This is a genomic window from Saccharothrix sp. NRRL B-16314 (assembly GCF_000716595.1).
In the GTDB taxonomy this organism is placed as follows: Bacteria; Actinomycetota; Actinomycetes; order Mycobacteriales; family Pseudonocardiaceae; genus Actinosynnema.
Map to the genome: position 1 here is coordinate 72,278 of NZ_JNXC01000008.1, position 18,687 is coordinate 90,964.

An 18,687-nucleotide genomic window follows, 5' to 3' on the forward strand; every position below is an offset into this window, starting at 1 on the left:
GTGCAGCATGTTCCGACGTCCGACCGCCGCGGTGGCCGCCGCCTTGATGTGGGTGTCCCTGACCGCCGTCATACCGGCTTCCGCCCTGCCCGCCGCTCCCGTCCACGCCCAGGAACAGGTGCTGACCTGGACGGCTGACAACGACATCACCCGCTACAAGTCCGCGCCGACGACCGCGGCGGCGGGCGTGACGAAGATCGTCTTCGAGAACAGCGAGGCGACCGGCAACACGACGGGGATGCCGCACACCCTCACCTTCGACACCGCCACCCCCGGCTACAACCAGGACGTGGCGCTGAACATCCTCGCCAACCCGTTCGACGCGCAGAACGGCAGGCACGAGGCGACGGTCACGCTCACGCCCGGCAAGTACCGGTACCTGTGCACGATCCCCGGCCACGGCACGATGGCCGGCGAGTTCACCGTGACCGCCGGGGACGAGGACACCACCGCGCCGACCGTGACGGCGGAGGTCACCGGTCGGAAGAACTCCGCCGGCGACTTCGTCGGGGAGGCCACGGTCACCGTGACCGCCTCGGACGCGGGCTCCGGGGTGGCACTGGTCGAGCACGAGGTGGACGACACCGGTTTCGTGCCGCACACCCAACCCGTCCGGGTCACCGCGATCGGCGACCACTCCGTGCAGTACCGCGCGACCGACCGGGCGGGCAACACCTCCGAGATCGGATCGGTGTCGTTCCGGGTGGTGCAGCCGCCTTCCGACTCGACGCCGCCCGAGGTGTCCGCCGACGTCGCCGGGACGAAGGACGCCGAAGGCCGTTACGTCGGCAAGGCCACCGTCACCGTCACCGCGACGGACCCGGAATCCGGGGTCCGCAGCCGTGAGTACCAGCTGCACTCCGGACCGTGGACCGCTTACACCGCACCGTTCGAGGTCACCGCGCCCGGTTCGCACATGGTCCACTACCGGGCGACCGACAACGCGGGGAACGTCTCGCCCGAGGGCATGGTCGCCTTCACCGTCGTCGCACCGCCCGGCGACACCACGCCACCGTCGACCTCCGCGGTGGTGTCCGGTGCGACGAACCCCGACGGCGACTACGTCGACAGCGCGACGGTGACGATCACCGCGACGGACCCGGAGTCCGGCGTGGACCGGGTCGAGTACGCAGTGGACGGCGGTGGGTGGACCGCCTACTCGTCGGCGGTCGTGGTCGGCACCGCGGGCACGCACGCGGTGAGGTACCGGGCCACCGACAAGGCCGGCAACACGGCCGCGGAGAAATCGGTCACCCTCACCGTGGTCGAGCCGGGCGGGGACGCCTGCCCCGACTCCGACACCCGCGCGACCGTGATCATCGGACAGGACGACACCGGCGTCCCGAACACCGACACCGGCAACGGCTGCACCGTCAGCGACCTCGTCGACCAGGACGGCCGGTACGCCGACCACGGCGCGTTCGTCCGGCACGTCGACCTGGTCACCTCCGACCTGGTGGCCAGGGGCGTGCTCACCTCCAGGGAGCAGAGCGCCATCGTGCGCGCTGCCTCGCGATCCGACATCGGCGAGTAGTTCCCCACACAGCAGCAGGGAGAATCGAGATGGGTAGCCGGACCGCATCCGCGCTCGCGACCGTGAGCGCCATCGTCACCGCGTCGGTGATGTGCACCGCCCAGAACGCCCACGCGGACCTGGTGATGTACTGCGTCGGCAGCGGCGGGGCCGTCACGGTGCCCAGCGACCTGTACGTGCCGCCGGGTGAGTCGTGCTCGCTGCAAGGAACCACCGTCACCGGCAACGTCCGCGTGGCCGCCGGCGCCAACCTCGTGATCGACGGCGGCACGGTCAACGGCGCGGTGCAGGTCGCGGCCGACGGCTACTTCGACTCGACCGACACCAGGGTCGACGGCCGCATCACCCTGGCGGCCGGCGGTTTCGGGTTGTTCCTGAACAACACCGACGCCGGCGGAGTGGTCGTCGAGCCGAAGGGCTCGGCCACGATCGAGGGCTTCCTGTTCGCCGAGCAGGGCTCGAAGGTCGACGGCGACGTCACCGCGGGCGTCGGTGAGGTCAGCGTGACGGGCAGCGAGATCACCGGCAACGTCAGCACCAACGCGGCGTACTTCACCGATCTGCACGACACGTTCGTGGACGGGACGCTGTCGGTGCTGAACAACGCCACCGGCAGCGTCGTCTGCGGCTCCGCGGTCGGCGGCCGGGCCACGTTCGCCGGCAACCTCGGCGGCGTGCAGCTCGGCCCGAACGGCGGTCTCGACAGCTGCGCCTCCGGTGGCTACTTCGCCAGGGACGTCGCCATCTCGAACACGACGGCGGGCCGCACGACGCTGGACGACAACATCGTCAACGGCGCCCTGCGCCTGACCGCGAACAACCCGGTGGCCGAGGTGGCGGCCAACAACAGCATCCGGGGCGGGATCGTCGGCGACCACACCGCGCCGTCGCCGTCCGCCACGGCCGACGGCGCTCGTGGCACCGCCGAGGAACGTGCCCGCGAACGCCGTGCCCAGGCCGGCGCGTCCACGGCGGCGAAGGGCGCGGCACAGCTCTGAAGTTCCGGCCGCGTTACCGCACGGCACAGCAGCAAGGGGTTGTCACCGCGAGGATGAGGGGTGGTCGGCAGCCGAACGGAGACGGCCGGCTGTCCGACCACGGTCCCACGACGGTCGAGGCCGTGGTCCGCGCCGGGCACGCGTCCGACACGTCCCTGTGGAGCCCGCCGCGCCCGCTCCCCGGCATCGCGGCGGGCTCCACGCACGGCGTCATCCGCGTCGGCCACGCGGCACGACGGGCACGCCGTGAAGTTCGCCGACACCGCCGTGGACACCGTCGAGCGGATGGGCGATCCGGCTGACCTGTCGGCTCACGGTGCGCGTGGCGGTCGCGGCGCGCTCGGCACGCCACTGTGGACCGTGCGCGCAGCACCGTGCACCTGGTCGCGTCCGACATCAGTTCGGGGCGCTCAGCCTCAAGTGAGAGCGGCCCTGACCCCAGCATGTCCTCACTGAACGTGACGTGGGACCGCCTCGGGTTGATGACGTTCGGCCACGAACGGGGGTGGCCGCCGTGACTGTTGCGACTTCCGGCATACCCGAGGTGTAGAGAGGGTTTGACCGGTTCTGTGCGGGACTCGACCGCCGCTGCGCGGTGGAAGGTGGTCACGATGGCGGGCAGCACGAACGATCGGGGTAACGGTGGGTTGACCGAGAAGCAGGCGGCGCTCTTCCTCACCGGCGGTCCTGCCGGCAGCGAGAAGCGCCAGGGCAGCCACGAGGCAGGTGGCATTCGCCGGCCCACGAACCTGAACCGGGAAGTGCTCGAACTGCACGTGTGCATGGGGCTGAACGCCTGCATGTACCACGACGCGCTCCGCGTCGCGGTGCTTCCCGGCACGGGCAGCTGCGCCACCGCGTTGCACGTCTGCCACGGCGAAAACGACTGCCGGGGACAGGGCGGGTGCGGTTACACCGGCAGCGAGTTCGAGCAGACCAAGCCGGGTGACCAGTCGTGCAGGTACAACGGCAGTTGCGCGAGTCCCATCAACGAGTGCCGGGTGGCGTCGGCCGGGCCGTTCAAGGGGACCAGCGTGTGGAAGCTGGCGCGCAAGCGGTTCGAGGCCCGCTTGTGGGACGCCGGCGTGGCGTTCGGACCGGCGCCCGGCGAGGGTTGCCGCAACGACCTCGTGCCGGAGTACGAGTCGGACCGCGCGAAGCTGTTCGCGGACATGACCGCGAAGCCGAAGACGCCCCGGAAACCCCACGTGCTGCCGCGTTACGTCGGCCGTGCCTGATGCCCGGACCTGACCGGCTCGGCCTGCCGGACCTGGGCTTCGGCGTCGGCCTACGCGCCAGGCACGCCGACCAGGTGCTGCGCGAGCCGTCCCGGGTCGACTGGTTCGAGGTCATCACCGAGAACGTCCTGGACAACGGCGGCTACGCCCGGTACCTGCTCGACGAGGTCGCCGAGCGGTTCCCGGTCGCGCTGCACGGTGTCTCGCTGTCGATCGGGAGCACCGACCCGCTCGACCTGGACTACCTGGAACGGGTGGGCCGGCTGGCCGACGGTGTCGGCGCCGCGTGGGTGTCGGACCACCTGTGCTGGACCGGGGTGCTCGGGGTGAACACGCACGACCTGCTGCCGCTGCCGCTCACCGAGGAGTCGCTGCGCCACGTGGTGCGCCGGGTGCGCGTGGCGCAGGACGTGCTGGAACGGCCGCTGGTCCTGGAGAATCCCAGCACCTACCTGGGTTTCGCCGAGTCGACCGTGCCGGAGTCGGAGTTCCTGGCGCGGTTGGCCGAGGAGTCCGGCTGCGGGTTGCTGCTGGACGTGAACAACGTGTACGTGTCGGCGGTCAACCACGAGTTCGACCCCTACGACTACATCCGCGCGCTGCCCGTCGACCGGATCGTGCACCTGCACCTGGCCGGGCACACCGACTGCGGCACGCACCTGATCGACACGCACGACCAGCCGGTGGCCGACCCGGTGTGGGACCTGTACGCGTTCACCACCGACCGGCTGCCCGCGATGTCGGTCCTGCTCGAGTGGGACGACCGCATCCCGCCGTTCCCGGTGCTGGCCGCCGAGCTCGACAAGGCGCGGGAGCGGACCGCCGGTGCCGGCTGAGCGGTTGCGCGGGCTCCAGGCGTGGTTGCAGGGCGCGATCCTGGACCCGGAGGGCACCGGTGACGTGGCGGACGTCCTGGTGGGGACGGCCCGGCTGCCCGCGGCCCGACGGCTGGCGATCTACCAGCACGGCTACCTCACCCGGTTGCTCGGCTGCCTGGGCGCGCACTACCCGGTGGCCCGGCACCTGCTCGGCGCCGACCTGTTCGACGGGTTCGCCCGGGACTACCTGTGCGCCCGCCCCTCGCGCAGCTACACGTTGGAAGCCCTCGGCGCCGGCTTCGCCGAACACCTGGCCGCCACCCGTCCGGATGTGACGGAAGGAGAGCGGGAGCCGTGGATCGACCTGCTGTTCGACGTCGTCCGGTTCGAGCGGGCGTTCACCGAGGCGCACGCCGCGGCCGGCGCGGAGTTCCGCGGACCGCCGCCGGCCGCGCCGGAGCCGCAGGACGAGGATTGGGCCGGCACGTCAGTGTCCACTGTGGAGTGCTTGCGGCTGGTGCGAGCGGGTTTCCCGGTGCACACCTTCGCCGTCGCGGTGCGCGCCCGCCACGACCCGCCGCTGCCGCCGCCGGGAGAGGTCCGGTTGGTGTTGTCGCGCACCGACTTCGTGGTGACGGTGACCGAACTGGACGAACCGCGCTTCCGGCTGCTGGCGGCACTGCGGGCCGGCACGCCCCTGGGTCGGGCCGGTGTCGACGCCGGGCTGGCCCCGCACGAAACGGCCGTGTGCGTGCGCACGTGGCTGGCCGAACGACTGATCGTCGGAATCAACGGAAGGACGCCGCACCGATGACCGCCACACGACCCGCTGTGCCCGCAGCGTATTCGATCCCCAGGGCGAACCGACCGATCGACACCGTCGAGTCGCTGTTCTCGCACCTCTACGACGCGGCCAAGTTGGAGCTGTCGACCATTCCGCTGTACCTGTACGCCGCGTACTCGATCAAGACGCAGAACGTGTCGCAGTGGTCGTCCGGGCCCGGCGCGTTCCGGTTGATCAAGAGCATCGTGGTGGAGGAGATGCTGCACCTGTCCCTCGTGCGCAACCTGATCGTGGCCATCGGGTACGGCGACCAGATCAAGTTCGACCACGCGAAGTTCGTGCCCGCGTACCCCGAGCCGATGTTGTTCCGGGTGCCGGAGCTGGAGCTGAAGCTGGCCCCGCTGACCACGGACCTGGTGCAGGACGTGTTCATGCCGCTGGAGCTCCCGGCGAAGGTGGACGCGCCGCCGGAAGCGGGCGAGTACCAGACGATCGGCCAGTTCTACAAGGCGATCTTCGACGGCTTCCAGCGGCTGTGCGGTGTCGACCCGGGGAAGCCGACCCGGGTGGACCCGGACCGGGAGAGGGAGTTGTTCGCCCACAACCGGCTGGACCTCCAGTACATCAACACCTACTGGAACGAGGGTGGCGGTGGTGCGCCGGTCGTCGTGCACGACCTGCACACCGCGCTCAGCGCGATCAATGTGATCGTGGAGCAGGGCGAGGGCACCGATCCGGACCACCAGGAGGTGCCGGTCTACCCGGAGGACCCGGTGGCGAAGCAGCAGCCGGGACTGGTCGAGGCGCCGCACTACGTGAAGTTCAAGCGCATCGCCGACGGTTGGGAGCTGATCGGGGACGTCTACCCGGTGCCGGAGAACCCGCGCGTGGCGGACTACCCCGAGGGTCCGATCCGCGACCTGGGAAAACTGGCGAGCGCCGCCTACACCTACGTGCTCGCCATGCTGGACGAGCTCTACAACACCAGCGGGCAGGACGTGCGGCCGGGCGCGTACAGCCCGCGGTACGGGCTGGAGCGCACGTTCATCGCGGCGATGCAGGGCCTGCTGTTCGGGGTGATCAAGGAGTTGGTCCGCACACCGATCACCGAGGGCGTCCACGCCGGGATGAACGCCGCGCCGACGTTCGAGCACTACCGGTTCCCCGAGGGTCGGCCGATGACCGAGCACCTGAAGGAGATGTGCGAGCGGGTGCTGCCGCACTACCCGGCGCTCGGTGGCGACAACAGCGTGCTCTGGCTGATCAGCAAGCAGATGCCCGAGCTCCACGCACCCCACCACTAGGGAGTTTGCCCGTCCACACCCTCCTGGTGGGGGGTGTGGACGGTGGCGTCAGGCCTTCACCCTGGTCACGACGTTCGACGTCGGGTGCGGGAAGGTGTAGTGCGTCGAGTTGATCTCGATGTCGATCAGGATCCGCTGCGTGTAGGCGAGGATGTCGTAGTTGGCCCCGCCGTCGATCGACATGAGCCAGTACACCGCGCTGTACCCCTTGGTGGCCGCCCGCTGCTGCTCGAAGGGGATGTCCACCACGGCGCCGCCGTTCGTGTCGTCGACCTGGCAGTAGATGAAGTCGGTGACGGGGTTGCCTGCGTTGCGCAGATCCGCGATGGCGGCCTTGATCGGCAACGTGATGTCCAGCGTCAGCAGGGGCTGCGGGTTCTGGTAGTTGTCGTCGTCCGTGAGTTCCAGCCCGTACGGGTACGGCAGGGTGTCGAGGCCTTCGGGCATCGGCAGGACTGACAGTGCAGCGGGGATCGTCGGCTCACCGCTGCCCGCCGCGAAGAAGCCCAAGGCCACGACCGAGACCCCGTGCGGCACGGAGATCTGCTTGCAGAGCGTTTGGGTCGAGGGCTGCGGGTCGGGGTCGCCCGGTTCGAGGAGGGGGTTCCCGATCGGGTAGGGGTAGGGGCCGATCTGCTGCTTCTCCGTCTTCAGGTACAGCCAGGCCCCGTTCTCCTCGTGCACGACCTGACCGGGCTGGTCGAGCTTGACCCGGCCGGGGCCTTCGGCGAAGCGGATCTGCTGGTCGTAGAACACCACGAACGGCGTCTGCTGGAACGTGCTGCCCCGGTTCGGCGCCGCGACCGGCAGGAGCACCTCGTCCTTGTCCTCCAGTGACTTCTGGCCTCTGAACACGATCGTCTCGTAGTAGGTGAAGTTCTTGAGGATGTAGCCCAGGGACACGTCTTTCTGGGGTGACTGCTGCGGCAGGGGCATCACGTTGTACGAGTACGGGTTCGTGATGTCGCCCTTGTCCGTGCCGGGCAGGTTCTGATTCGTCCACGTGCCCATCAGCTGCTGCTGGAACGAAGTCAGTTCGGTGACTAGCGCCTCACGGGGCATTGCGCGCTCCAGTGCTGTCCGCGAATGTGACGGTAACGCCGGGGCACGAGGGCGGTGTCGTTGCCGTGGCCGGCTCGTCTCACGGGCAGCGGATGGCAGTCGGCCCCAGGGGCATCGTCGGCCGTGTGACAACGCGGTTCAAGGGCACCCGGCGGGTCTCACCCGTCGTGGCACTGCCGTCACACGATAGGTCCGAGCCCGTCGCGGGGTGCGACTGCCCCAGCCCCTACGATCTTGGCGTGCGAATGGACGGCAAGGCCCTGCCAGACCTGTGCGCCGAGGTGCTCGATGCGTTGACCAGGCGCGACGACCACGCCTACGGCACCGCGTTCGAAGCCCTCGCGCAGCGCGCGGACCTCGCCGACGAAGCGGAGCTGTCCGCCGCCGTCGCCGTGCTGGGCTCCGCGCTCGCCGGGATCTCGCTGGGCAACGGCGGTGACGTCGCCCGGTTGACCGGTGAACTGGTCTACCGGGGCGGTGACCCGACACCCGCGCTCGCCCCGTTGGCGTTGCGCGTCGCCGACGCACTGGAGCGGGCCGCCCGATTCGTCACCCGGTGGCACGAACTCGGCGACGGCGAGCTGCCCGACCCCGCCGACCCGGACAGCATCCCCGCGGTCCTCGGACGGCTGCCCGCCGCCGAGCACGGCCTGGCCGAAGCGTGGTTCAGCGCCGACCCGTGGAGCAGCGGCCTGCTGCTGCCGCTGCAACGCCCGGCGGTGCGCTCGCAACTGCCGCACCGCGACCGGCTCATCGCGGTCGCCGGCGCCGGCGCGGAGGACTTCGGCGCGGCCTTCTGGCTGCAAGGCCTGCTGCGGGTGCTGGACGACGAACCGCTGGTGGTGCTGCACCGCGAAACCGGCGCCGGCTACGAGCTGACCCTCGGGGGCGTCGGCGACAACTTCCAGCTGCACACGCTGCTGGCAGCGACCCTGATCGGCGACCCGGCGCACGGGCTGCTGCCGGGCACTCCCCCGCACCCCGCGTGGATCGCGGCGGCCACCGACGGTGATCCGCAGCCGGCGAACACCATCCACGGGCAGTTCAACCTGGTCGACGCGCACGGCGAGTGGATCTGGAACGAGGGCGTTCCCGCCGACATCCCCGCCGTGGACGGACGCCGGGTCGTCGTCCTCGACCCGCCTCCCTACCCGCGGGCCTGGAACACCGGCCGCGGCTACCCGCTGATGCGGCCCGCCCTGACCCTCGACCGCGTGCTGCCCGCCGACGAAGCCGCCCGGTGGCTGGCCTCGGTGGCCCCGGCCTCCGTGGCACCGGTCTCCGCTCCCCTGGCCTGACCCGACGGGTCGTGCGCCAGGCTCCCGGGCCGGCCCGTTCGACCCGTCACCCGACCTGCTCGGCCAGCGCGACGAGGATGCCCGCGGGGCCGCGGAGGTAGCAGAGCCGGTAGCTGTTCTCGTACTGCACCAGTTCGCCGAGCAGTTCGGCTCCGTGTGGCCGCAGTCGGTCGAGGACGTCTTCGATGTCCTCCACGGCGAACATGACGCGATGCAGGCCCAGCGTGTTCGCGGGAGCGCGCGGGTCGCCTTCCCGGCTCGACGGCGTCCGGTACCTGGTCAGCTCGATCCGTCCGTGGCCGTCCGGGGTGCGCATCATCGCGATGTCGGAGCGGACCTCTTCGAGCCCGACGAGGCGATCCACGGCGCTGCCCTCGACCGTCGCCTCTCCTTCCAGCTCCAGTCCGAGTTCGGTGAAGAACGCGACGGCTGCCGCGAGGTCGTCCACGACGATGGCGACGTTGTCCATCCGCAGGACCGTCCCGCGCCCGGAGCGGGGCTCCCGCTGGTCGGTGTCGTCCATCTCGAACTCCTCGCTCGTTCCGACAAGGTGGGCACTTTCGTCGGACAAGTGTGGTCGTGACTCCGGGTGGTCTGCCCGGCGGGTGCCGGATCGGACAAGCAGAAGCGGTCGTCCCGACGAGGAGTCAGGACGACCGCTTCGACGGGCGCTAGTGCTTGTTGACCTTCAGGACCACCGTCGTCGTCGACTGGGCGTGGTTGGCGTCGCCGTCGTAGACCACGGTCAACGGCCAGCGGCCGGTGCCGAGCGTGGCGGTGTCGATGGCGACGGTCGCACGTCCGTCCACCAGGGTCGCGCGACCCACCTCCAGGTCACCGCCGGACAAAATCCGGACGGCACCCGTCGGGGTGAACGAGCCACCCCCCACCTCGACCAGCGCGGAGACGTCGCGGCCCTGCTTGACCGCGTCCCGGCTGAGGGTCGCGGCCGTGGTGCTCGGGTCCAGGGTCTCGCGCGGCACGGAGATCGTGTTGCCCTCCTCGACCAGGCCGGCGTGGTCGACGGCCCGGTACCGCACCGTCGTGGCGACATCGCCGAAGGTCAACGGCGAGGTGTACGTCGCCCAGGCCGCGTCGCCCACCTGGTACTCGACCCGCGCGACGCCGGACGTGTCGTCCGCAGCCGCGATGGACACGGACCGCGCCGCGCTGTCCCACGAGGCACGGCTGACCGGCGCCTGCGTGTCGACGTCGACCTCCCTGGTCACCGGGTTCGACACGTTCCCGGTGATGTCCGTCGCCCGCGCCTGCACGGTGTGCCGGCCGTCGGTCAGCGTCACCACGTCGGTGGTCCGCCAGCCGCCGTCCACCGCGATCTCGGTGGACTGCACGCCGCTCTCGTCGGTGGCCGTGGCCTTCACCTCGACCGGAACCGTGAACCAGTCGCCGGTCGGTGAAGCGGGCGTCGTGCTCAACGACACCGTCGGGTCCAGGCTGTCGGTCACGATCACCGTCACCGACGCGCGGACCGCCTGGCCCACGAAGGTGCCCTCTACCTGGAACGAGCCCCACGACCCGTACTGCGCCGGGTCGACGTCGGCCCAGTCGACCGCGGTCGCCCGGGTCGAGCCGTCCGCGTAGGTCACGTCCACCGTGGGCGGAAGCGCCGGAGCGACACCCTCACGGGTGCGCACCGACACCGACGCGACCGACTCGGCCAGCAGGTTCGGCTGCATCGCCGCGCGCAGCGCGTCCAGCTCGGCCTGGCTGATCGGGATGACCGTGCCGTGCCGCGGGCTGCGCGGCAGCGCCGAGTCCGGGACGGACGTCCAGACACCCGAGGCGATGTCGTCGGTCCGGAACGCCAGGTACCCCTGGCCACCGTGGTAGCTCGGCTGGTCGATCATCATGTGCCACCGGCCGGGCACCGCGTTGTCGCGGAACACCGTCGGGCCCTCACCGCCGGTGAACGTCCCGCCCCACGGGTTGGGCTGGCCGACGCCGATGCGCTCGCGGACCAGGGACCACGGCGAGGACGACGTGGTCGGCAGCGTCCCCGTGACCGGCGCCATCAGGTCGGCCGACTTCTCCTGCCTGACCGTCATGGACGCCTCGTCCTTGATGAACCGGTAGAAGGTGTCGCCGTCGCGCACCACGGTCGCGTCGATCATGCCGAGACCGGTGCCCCGCTTGACGTCCACCCACGGCTTCGCCTCGCTGAACGTGCGGAAGTCGCGCGTGGTCGCGTACACCATCCGGTTGTAGGAGGTCCGGAAGTCGCGGGAGGCCACGTCGGTCGTCGGGTACAGGTTCGACGCCCAGTAGACGACGTAGTTGCCCGACGCCTCGTCGTAGAACGCCTCCGGCGCCCAGGTGTTGCCCGCGAAGTCCGACGACACCTTGATCATCCGCTGCTCCGACCAGTGCACCAGGTCGGTGGACTCCCACACCATCAGGTGCTTGCTGCCGGACTCCTGCGCCTCGCTGAAGTTGTTCCCGCCGAAGATCTTCAGGTCGGTCGCGAGCAGGTAGAACTTGTCACCCTCGTGCGACCGGATGAGGAACGGGTCGCGCAGGCCCTGCTCCCCCATCGTCGAGGTGAGCACCGGACGACCGTTGTTCAGCTCGTCCCACGACAGCGGGTCGTTGCCCTTCGACGCGGCGAAGTAGATCTTCTCGCCGTCGTCGGTGCTCTCACCGACGAAGTACGGGAAGAAGTACGCCTCGTGTGCCGCCGGAGCGGGCATCGGGAGCACGGTGACCGGGATCGTGCGGGTCGCCGTGCCGCCGCCCAGCGTGGCGGTGACGGTCAGGTCCACCGTCACCGGCTCGCCGCCCTGCGCGGGCCGGGTGACCTCGCCGGTGCCGGTCACGACGCTCTCGTCGCTGGACCGCCACGCCAGCGTCGCACCGTACGCGCCGGTCCGGGGCAGGGTGAGGTTCCCCCGGACGCCGCCGGCGTCGGTCAGCGTGACGGCGTCCACCGCCGCTTGTGCCTTCACCGCCACCCTCCCGGTCACCTCGGCGTCGGTCAGCGCCCGGTCGTAGACGCGGAAGTCGCGCAAGGAGCCCTTGAACGAGTTGTCCGCGGCGTAGGCCGAGCGACCCAGCCAGTTGTGCGTCGACGTGCCGTTCGGCTCGCCGATCGCACCGGGCGTCGAGGTGATGTTCGTGTTCTCGGCGACGAGGGCGCCGTCGACGTAGAGCCTCGCCGCGCCGGGCGCGGTCGTGCTGCCGCCCTTGACGGTGTAGGTCACGTGCTTCCACACGCCGGTCGGCAGCGCGGACTGGGCCGTCGCGCTCTGCTCGGTGTGAAAACCGCTCTCGGCCATCGCGCCGCGCAGCTTGGCGTTCGTGTCCGAGCCGGTCACGAACAGGTAGCCGTTGCCGTCCGGCCAGGTCTGCTGGTTGCCCAGGGTGAACATGAACCAGAGACCGCGCAGGTCCGCGGCGACCGACACGTCGAAGTCGACGCTCACCTCGTCCAGCCCGCTGAGCAGGTCGTCCGGCAGCTTGACCGCGTTGCCCGCACTGGCCGCGCCGCCGGTGAAGCCGAAGCCGTCACCGGAACGCCAGGCCGCCGTGCCGTGCACCGCGCCGTCGTTGCCGTTGCCCGACGAGTCGGCGGCCGTGGTGCCCGCCGTCTCGTCCAGCTTGTACCAGGCCACCAGGCCGGGGTCGACCGGTTCGGTCGCGTGGGCCGGCACGGCGCTGAGCCCGCCCGCCACGAGCGCCGCGCCCAGCAGGGCGAGGGTGGCCCGCTTCCGCATGGTGATCTTCATCCCGATCACCCTCTCCTCGGCTTGGTGATCCGCACGACCACGCTGGTCTGCGAGGCGCTGTGCCCGCCGTCGCCGGCGTAGCGCACGACGAGGGTGTGGTCACCGACGCTCAGGCCGCTGGTGTCGAGCGACACCGTGGCGGTTCCGTTGGTCAAGGTCGCTGATGCCAGGGGCACGGACGACTCCAGGATTCGAATCTCGCCGGTCGGCGTCGTGCCGCCGGATGTGCTGCCGACCTTCACGGTCAGCGGGAGGGAGGTGCCCTGCTCGACCCTCGGCTTCGACGGCGTCACCGTCGTCGTGGTCGACTTCAGCTGCGCCTGCTTCGCCGGCACCACGACGGTCCCGGGCGCCTCGACGTTGCCCAGCCGGTCGACCGCGCGGAACTGCACCGCGGTCTCGGCGTCGCCGACCACGACCGGCGCCGTGTAGCGCTGCCAGTCGGCCGTGCCGACCTTGGTCTCGATCCGGTCGACCCCGACTCCGGAGTCCGCGGCGCGGACCGCCACCGAACGCGCGGCGCCGTCCACCGTGGCGTTGGAGACCGGCGCCGCGCTGTCGATGCTGAACGTCACCGGACGGACCACACCGACGTTGCCCGAGGCGTCCACCGCACGGACCTCCACGGTGTGCCGGCCGTCGCCGCTGACCTGCACGGAGGCGTCGGCCTCCGGCAGCCACGCGCCGCCGTCGACGCGGAACTCGATCCGGTCGAGCCGACGGTCGTCGGTGGCGGTCGCCGACACGGTGACCGGGTTGCCGTACCAGCCGTCGACCGTCGTGCCCTGCAACGTCACGTCGTCGACGACCGGGGCGACGCCGTCCGTCGTGCGCATCCGCAGGAACGTGATCGAGTGCGCGGGGAAGTCGTAGCCGAAGTCGTTCGACAGCCCGCTGATCTGCCGGGTCGTCGGCACCACCCTGGTCGGGTCGGCCTTGGTGTTGGTGTCGCCGGGCGCGCCGGTCATCTGGGTGACCTCGCCGTCGGGCAGCACGCCCGCGTCCGAGACGGTGACGCGCGTGCGGACGGTCTCGGTCGAGGTGTTGACGACCTTGGCCACCACGTCGCCGCTCGCCTTGTCCCGCGTGACGACCTGGAACAGCTTCTCGTCCGCGCCGGACTCGTAGGTCATCTGGAGCTCGCCGTTGAGGTACAGCGAGATGGTGTTGCCCGCGACGACGACCTTCACGCGGTAGGTCGTGCCGGTGGCCACGCTGTGGCCCTCGACGGACTTCACCTCGACCGCGCTGCCGCCGGAGGCCTTCTGGAGCACCGACCGGGTGTTGTTCCAGCCGCCGAGGTTCCACCAGTAGAAGTCGTTGGTGTCCTTGGCGCCGAACCCGATGAGGAAGCCCTCCGCGCCGGAGGTCTTCTTGGCGTCGAGTTCCAGCGTGTAGTTCGTCCAGTTCTTCGCGTACGCGTCGTCGATGATGCTGCGCGCGTCCGTGGTCGTCGCGGACGACTGCACGTACTGCCCGTCGGAGACGGCCCAGCTGCCGGCGGTCGGGTTCCACTGGTCGCCGTTGGCGAAGTCGTCCGAGAACAGCGTCTCGCCGTCGGCGTTGGACGTCACCCGGACGTTGTCGTAGGCGGCGGCGGTGTTCCAGGTGGACAGGAAGATGCCGCCGTCGACGACCGACTGGTTGACCGAGCCGGTGAAGGTGCTCGGCACGACCTCGTCACCGACGTTGTCGCCGAACATCTTCTGCACCTCCCAGTTGGGGGTGTTCCAGGACTCGTCGTTGTCGAACCAGATGGCGTCCGGGTTCCACTGCACGTGCGACTCGTTGGACAGCAGCGGCGCGTAGGACGCCAACCGGACCACGTCGGCGTTCCGCTGCAAGCCCGTCATGTACGACGCTTCGACCAGGGCGTTGCGGAACGTGTTGCCGCGCGAGGCGTACTCGCCCAGGAACACCTTCGGGCCGTTGCGGTCGTAGGTGTCGTAGCGGTGGTTGTTCAGCAGGAACCAGTCGGGGTCGTTGTAGTAGTGCTCGTCGACCATGTCGACGTTCTGCCGGCGGTTGTAGTCCCACAGGGTGTCGAACCGCGCGCCGGCGTCGTCCGGGCCGGAGTTGGAGATGATGGTGATCTCCGGGTAGCGCGCCTTGATGGCGTCCCGGAAGGCCGGGAAGTTCGCCTCGAAGGTCGTGGTGTTCTCCTCGTTGCCCAGGCCGATCATCTCCAGCCCGAACGGCTCCGGGTGGCCGAGCGCGGCCCGCTTGGCGCCCCACTCGGTGGTGACGTCGCCGTTGGCGAACTCGATGAGGTCGACGGTGTCGTCCACCCAGCGGGCGATCATCGCCGGGTCCTTCATCTCGGGGATCGTGCTGCCGCAGCCGTTCGCGCCGACCGACACCACGGGCAGCGGCTCGGCGCCCAGGTCCTCGGCGAACTTGAAGTACTCGAGGTAGCCGATGCCGTAGGTCTGGTTGTAGCCCCAGAAGTTCCAGTTGGTCGGCCGCTCCTCGACCGCGCCGATGGTCTCCTTCCACTGGTAGGTGCGGCGACGGTCGGTGTAGCCGCTCTCCTCGTAGGTGCGGAACGTGCCGACGTTGGTGACGCAGCCGCCGGGGAAGCGCAGGAACGTCGGCTTCATCGCGGCGATCTTCTCGGCCAGGTCCTTGCGCAGGACCGACTTGCCGTTCACCTGGCCGACCCAGCGGTCCTGCGGCATGAGCGAGATCATGTCGAGGCCGACCACCGAGGCCGCGCCCGCCGTCACGACGAGGCGTGCGGCGTCGGTCGTTGCGGTGGCGGTGAGCGTCACCGGGTACTGCTTCCAGGTGTCCGAGCCGTCGACGGCGACGGAACCCTCGGCGTAGGTGACGGAGCCGTCGGCGCTGACCAGCCGGACCGCCAAGGCCTGGGCGGTCGTCGTCCGCGCCCACACCGAGGCGTCGTACGCCGCGCCCGCCTTGACCGCGAAGCCGCGGTTGTAGCCGATGTTGCGCAGCCCGTCACCGGGACCGTCGGCGACCAGCCGGAAGTGGTTGCGGTTCAAAGCGTTGAGCCGGGTGTCGTCGTTGACGACGAGCGCTTGCGGCGCCGTGCCGCCGCCGTTGACGACCTCCCAGGCGGTCATGCCGGTGAAGCCCGCGTTGTCCGAGGTGTTGAACTCGAACGACCGGTTGCGCACCAGCTCGGCGTAGAGGCCGCCGTCGGCCGCGTAGTTGATGTCCTCGTAGAAGATGCCGAACATCGTGTCGCTGATCTGCGCGGCGGCGGCGTCGCCGTCGATGGCCAGCTCGGCGTCGGACGTGCTGACCTGGGCCAGCTTGAAGCGGACGGCGGAGGCCTTGTCGCCGAACACCAGCGGGTTCGTGCCGCCCGCGTAGGCGGTGCCCTCGGCGTCGCGGAGGAAGAGCTCGCCGCCGGCGGCGTCGGTCAGCCGCACGGGTGAGGCCGCGGCGCCGGTCTGGCCGAGCGCGAGGTGGCCGTCCGCGACGACGACCGGGCGGTCGCCCTCGGCGGTGCGCAGGTGGACCGCGCCGTCGGGCTGGGCGGAGGCGGTGAAGGCCAGGGTGGACAGCGGCGGCTCGGGTGAGAGGGCCAGTCCGGCCTCGGTCTCGACCAGGTGGCCGGACGCGGCGCCCTTGATCGAGAACGTGCCGCCGGGCTGGATGTCCCGGCCTTCGGCCGCGGTGACCCGGAAGTCGTCGAACGCGGCGTCGAGCGTCGTGCCGTCGAGCGCACCGAAGGCGTAGAGGCCGACCTGGGTTGTCTGGAACCCGACGGTGACCGCCGAGGCGTCCACCCACACGCCGGAGGCGTCCTCGTACCGGGTGGTGATGGTGTCGCCGACCCGCTGGAGCTGCAGCGTCTCGCCGGTCGAGCCCGGCCGGTCGACGTACCGCTCGGCGCGGAACACGGCGCCGGTCTCGACGTCGTTCTCGATCGCGATGCCGGACGCCGCCAGGGTGCCGACGAAGGTCAGGCCCGAGCGGACGTAGTTGTCCATGTCCTGCCAGGCGATCAACCCGGCGCCCTGGTAGGTCTTGGCGACCTGGGCCCGCACGGTCACCTCGGCGGTGAAGTCGCCCGCCGGAACGTCGACCATGAACACGTTCCGCGCCGTGTTGACCGCCTGGTAGGTGTCACCGGTCTGGCCGGTGACCCGCAGCGATCCGTCGAGGAGGGACCAGCCGCCCGCGTCCTCGTTGACGACCTCCCACTCCGGCCGGAGCGTCGTCGAGGCGAAGTCGTCCGTCCACGTCTCGCCTTCGACCGCCCCCGCGCTGGGGGCGGTCGCCGCGGACAGCGCGACCCCGAGGGTGACCGGCAGAGCCGCGGCCATCAAGGCGCTGATCCACCGTCTGCCCGGTCTTCCAACCGACCGCTGCGCCGTCGTCATGAGGGGTGCTCCACTCTGAGTTCCACCGCCGTAGGAAATGCCAGCGTTTACCACGGGGGATTGTGAGCGTTAACAGTTCCGACCGTCAAGGGATGGTTTCGAAGGGGTGGACACCGCGCTGGACTGGGTGCAGGCTGTAGTGAACGCTCACACATGAGGTGGCGACGGTAGCCGGCGGCCGGGTGACCGCGCCCGGCACTAGCCTGGCGGGATGGGGTGGGATCTGGGCGAACTCGTGGCGAAGCACGACGTACCGGGCGCGCAGGTCGCCGTGCTGGCCGACGGTGGGATCCGGGACGAGGCCGCGGGCGTGCTGAGCCTGCGCACGCGGGTCGAGGCCACCACCGACTCGGTGTTCAAGATCGGATCGATCACCAAGGTCTGGACGGCCACGCTGGTCCGGCAACTGGTCGACGACGGCGTGCTCGACCTCGACCGCCCCGTCCGCGATTACCTGCCCGGCTTCCGGCTGCGCGACCCGGACGCCACCGAGTCCCTGACCGCCCGCCACCTGCTCACCCACACCGGCGGCGTCGACGGCAACCACTTCACCGACACCGGTCGCAACGACGACGCGATCGGGAAGTTCGTCGCCACCCTCGCCGAGGCGGACCACCTCCTCCCGCCCGGCACCGTCTTCTCGTACTCCAACAGCGGGTACGTGGTGCTCGGCAGGCTGGTGGAGGTGTTGCGCGACAAGCCCTTCCACGACGTGCTCCGCGAACGCCTGGTGACACCGCTGGGCCTGCGCACCGCCGCCACCGACCCCTATGAGGCGATCCTGCACCGCGCCGCGGTCGGCCACACCCGGACCGGTGGAGAGGTCGTTCCGGTGCAGGCGTGGGCGGTTTCCTACTACTCCGCGCCCAGCGGCTCGCACCTCGCGATCAGCGCCCGCGACCTGCTGGAGTTCGTCCGCCTGCACCTCACCGACCCCGCGCTGGCGGCGCTGCGCGAACCCCAGGTCGACTCCGTCCCGGACTTCGGCGGCGGCGTCATCGGCTGGGGACTCGGCTGGATGCTCTACCAGGACGGCGTCGTCGGACACACCGGTGTCGCCAAGGGGCAGAAGGCGTTCCTCCGCGTCGTCCCGTCGGCAGGTGTGGCGGTGGCCGTGCTGACCAACAGCGCGGAGGGCGAGCCACTGGCCTACGACGTCTTCGGCGCGGCACTCGGGGACCTCGCCGGCGTCGAGACGGCACCACTGCCCGTGCCGCCCTCGAACCCGACCGGGATCGACGCGGACCGCATGTGCGGCACTTACCGCTCCACCCTGTACGGCATCACCCTCACCAGCGAGAACGGCCGCGCGTTCCTCACCTACCGCCCGCGCAACGCCATCGCCGAGTCGTTCCTCGGCGGGTCCGAGGACCGCGTCGAGGTCGTCCGCCACGGCGCCGACTCGGTCATCACCGCCGAACCGAAGTCCCACGGCCACCAGGTCCTGTCCCTGATCGGCTCCGACGAGCAGGGCCGCGCCCGCTTCCTGCACAACGGCGCCGCCGCCTACCGGATCGCCTGACGGTCACCGACGACGACGCGGCTCGCCGGCT

The 18,687-nt window shown here is 70.5% G+C and carries 12 protein-coding genes; 8 read left to right on the plus strand and 4 right to left on the minus strand.

Features of this window, described 5'->3' with window-relative positions:
- Positions 1-7: 7 nt before the first annotated feature.
- From OQ02_RS15335 to OQ02_RS15360, 6 genes are all read left to right on the plus strand, one after another.
- Positions 8-1,534 carry an OmpL47-type beta-barrel domain-containing protein gene (locus tag OQ02_RS15335; protein WP_033439091.1) on the plus strand — a complete coding sequence of 509 codons (1,527 nt, stop codon included), beginning with the start codon at positions 8-10 and terminating at the stop codon, positions 1,532-1,534.
- Between the two features lie 29 nt (positions 1,535-1,563).
- A complete protein-coding gene (locus OQ02_RS15340; RefSeq protein WP_051772343.1) occupies positions 1,564-2,532 on the plus strand; it encodes a hypothetical protein in 969 nt (322 codons plus the stop codon).
- Positions 2,533-3,143: 611 nt separating this feature from the next.
- Positions 3,144-3,770 (plus strand): hypothetical protein, encoded by a 627-nt coding sequence (locus OQ02_RS40950; protein WP_156077062.1) that lies wholly within the window; start codon positions 3,144-3,146, stop codon positions 3,768-3,770.
- Complete coding sequence (gene bufB, locus OQ02_RS15350; protein WP_051772345.1) at positions 3,770-4,606, plus strand: MNIO family bufferin maturase; 837 nt, start codon at positions 3,770-3,772, stop codon at positions 4,604-4,606. Before OQ02_RS40950 ends, bufB begins: the two co-directional genes overlap by 1 nt.
- Entirely contained in the window at positions 4,596-5,402 is an 807-nt protein-coding gene (locus OQ02_RS40955) for an HvfC/BufC N-terminal domain-containing protein (RefSeq protein ID WP_051772346.1), read from the plus strand. Before bufB ends, OQ02_RS40955 begins: the two co-directional genes overlap by 11 nt.
- Entirely contained in the window at positions 5,399-6,676 is a 1,278-nt protein-coding gene (locus tag OQ02_RS15360) for a ferritin-like domain-containing protein (RefSeq protein WP_081915665.1), read from the plus strand. Before OQ02_RS40955 ends, OQ02_RS15360 begins: the two co-directional genes overlap by 4 nt.
- A 48-nt stretch (positions 6,677-6,724) precedes the next feature.
- On the opposite strand, the gene OQ02_RS15365 is transcribed toward OQ02_RS15360, so the two are convergent.
- On the minus strand, positions 6,725-7,738 hold the full coding sequence (locus OQ02_RS15365) for a heme-binding protein (RefSeq protein ID WP_033439093.1): 1,014 nt from the start codon (positions 7,736-7,738) through the stop codon (positions 6,725-6,727).
- Positions 7,739-7,977: 239 nt separating this feature from the next.
- On the opposite strand from OQ02_RS15365, the gene OQ02_RS40960 reads away from it, so the two are divergent.
- Complete coding sequence (locus tag OQ02_RS40960; protein ID WP_156077063.1) at positions 7,978-9,036, plus strand: hypothetical protein; 1,059 nt, start codon at positions 7,978-7,980, stop codon at positions 9,034-9,036.
- 46 nt (positions 9,037-9,082) lie between these two features.
- Here OQ02_RS40960 and OQ02_RS15375 read toward each other — a convergent pair whose 3' ends face one another.
- The 3 genes from OQ02_RS15375 to OQ02_RS40965 form a co-directional block, all read right to left on the minus strand.
- On the minus strand, positions 9,083-9,559 hold the full coding sequence (locus tag OQ02_RS15375) for a VOC family protein (protein WP_051772348.1): 477 nt from the start codon (positions 9,557-9,559) through the stop codon (positions 9,083-9,085).
- Positions 9,560-9,707: 148 nt separating this feature from the next.
- On the minus strand, positions 9,708-12,779 hold the full coding sequence (locus OQ02_RS15380; protein ID WP_156077064.1) for an OmpL47-type beta-barrel domain-containing protein: 3,072 nt from the start codon (positions 12,777-12,779) through the stop codon (positions 9,708-9,710).
- Positions 12,780-12,784: 5 nt separating this feature from the next.
- Complete coding sequence (locus tag OQ02_RS40965) at positions 12,785-17,077, minus strand: alpha-L-arabinofuranosidase C-terminal domain-containing protein (RefSeq protein ID WP_051772350.1); 4,293 nt, start codon at positions 17,075-17,077, stop codon at positions 12,785-12,787.
- A 268-nt stretch (positions 17,078-17,345) separates the two neighbouring features.
- Here OQ02_RS40965 and OQ02_RS15390 point away from each other — a divergent pair, with 268 nt between their 5' ends.
- Positions 17,346-18,656 (plus strand): serine hydrolase domain-containing protein, encoded by a 1,311-nt coding sequence (locus tag OQ02_RS15390; protein WP_033439094.1) that lies wholly within the window; start codon positions 17,346-17,348, stop codon positions 18,654-18,656.
- Positions 18,657-18,687 lie beyond the last annotated feature (31 nt).

Bases quoted from the DNA above. Each gene is read 5' to 3' on its own strand.
- OQ02_RS15380 (WP_156077064.1), bottom strand. From the start codon at position 12,779: ATGAAGATCACCATGCGGAAGCGGGCCACCCTCGCCCTGCTGGGCGCG.
- OQ02_RS40965 (WP_051772350.1), bottom strand. From the start codon at position 17,077: ATGGCCGCGGCTCTGCCGGTCACCCTCGGGGTCGCGCTGTCCGCGGCG.
- OQ02_RS15365 (WP_033439093.1), bottom strand. From the start codon at position 7,738: ATGCCCCGTGAGGCGCTAGTCACCGAACTGACTTCGTTCCAGCAGCAG.
- bufB (WP_051772345.1), top strand. From the start codon at position 3,770: ATGCCCGGACCTGACCGGCTCGGCCTGCCGGACCTGGGCTTCGGCGTC.
- OQ02_RS40950 (WP_156077062.1), top strand. From the start codon at position 3,144: ATGGCGGGCAGCACGAACGATCGGGGTAACGGTGGGTTGACCGAGAAG.
- OQ02_RS15335 (WP_033439091.1), top strand. From the start codon at position 8: ATGTTCCGACGTCCGACCGCCGCGGTGGCCGCCGCCTTGATGTGGGTG.
- OQ02_RS15390 (WP_033439094.1), top strand. From the start codon at position 17,346: ATGGGGTGGGATCTGGGCGAACTCGTGGCGAAGCACGACGTACCGGGC.
- OQ02_RS15360 (WP_081915665.1), top strand. From the start codon at position 5,399: ATGACCGCCACACGACCCGCTGTGCCCGCAGCGTATTCGATCCCCAGG.
- OQ02_RS15340 (WP_051772343.1), top strand. From the start codon at position 1,564: ATGGGTAGCCGGACCGCATCCGCGCTCGCGACCGTGAGCGCCATCGTC.
- OQ02_RS15375 (WP_051772348.1), bottom strand. From the start codon at position 9,559: ATGGACGACACCGACCAGCGGGAGCCCCGCTCCGGGCGCGGGACGGTC.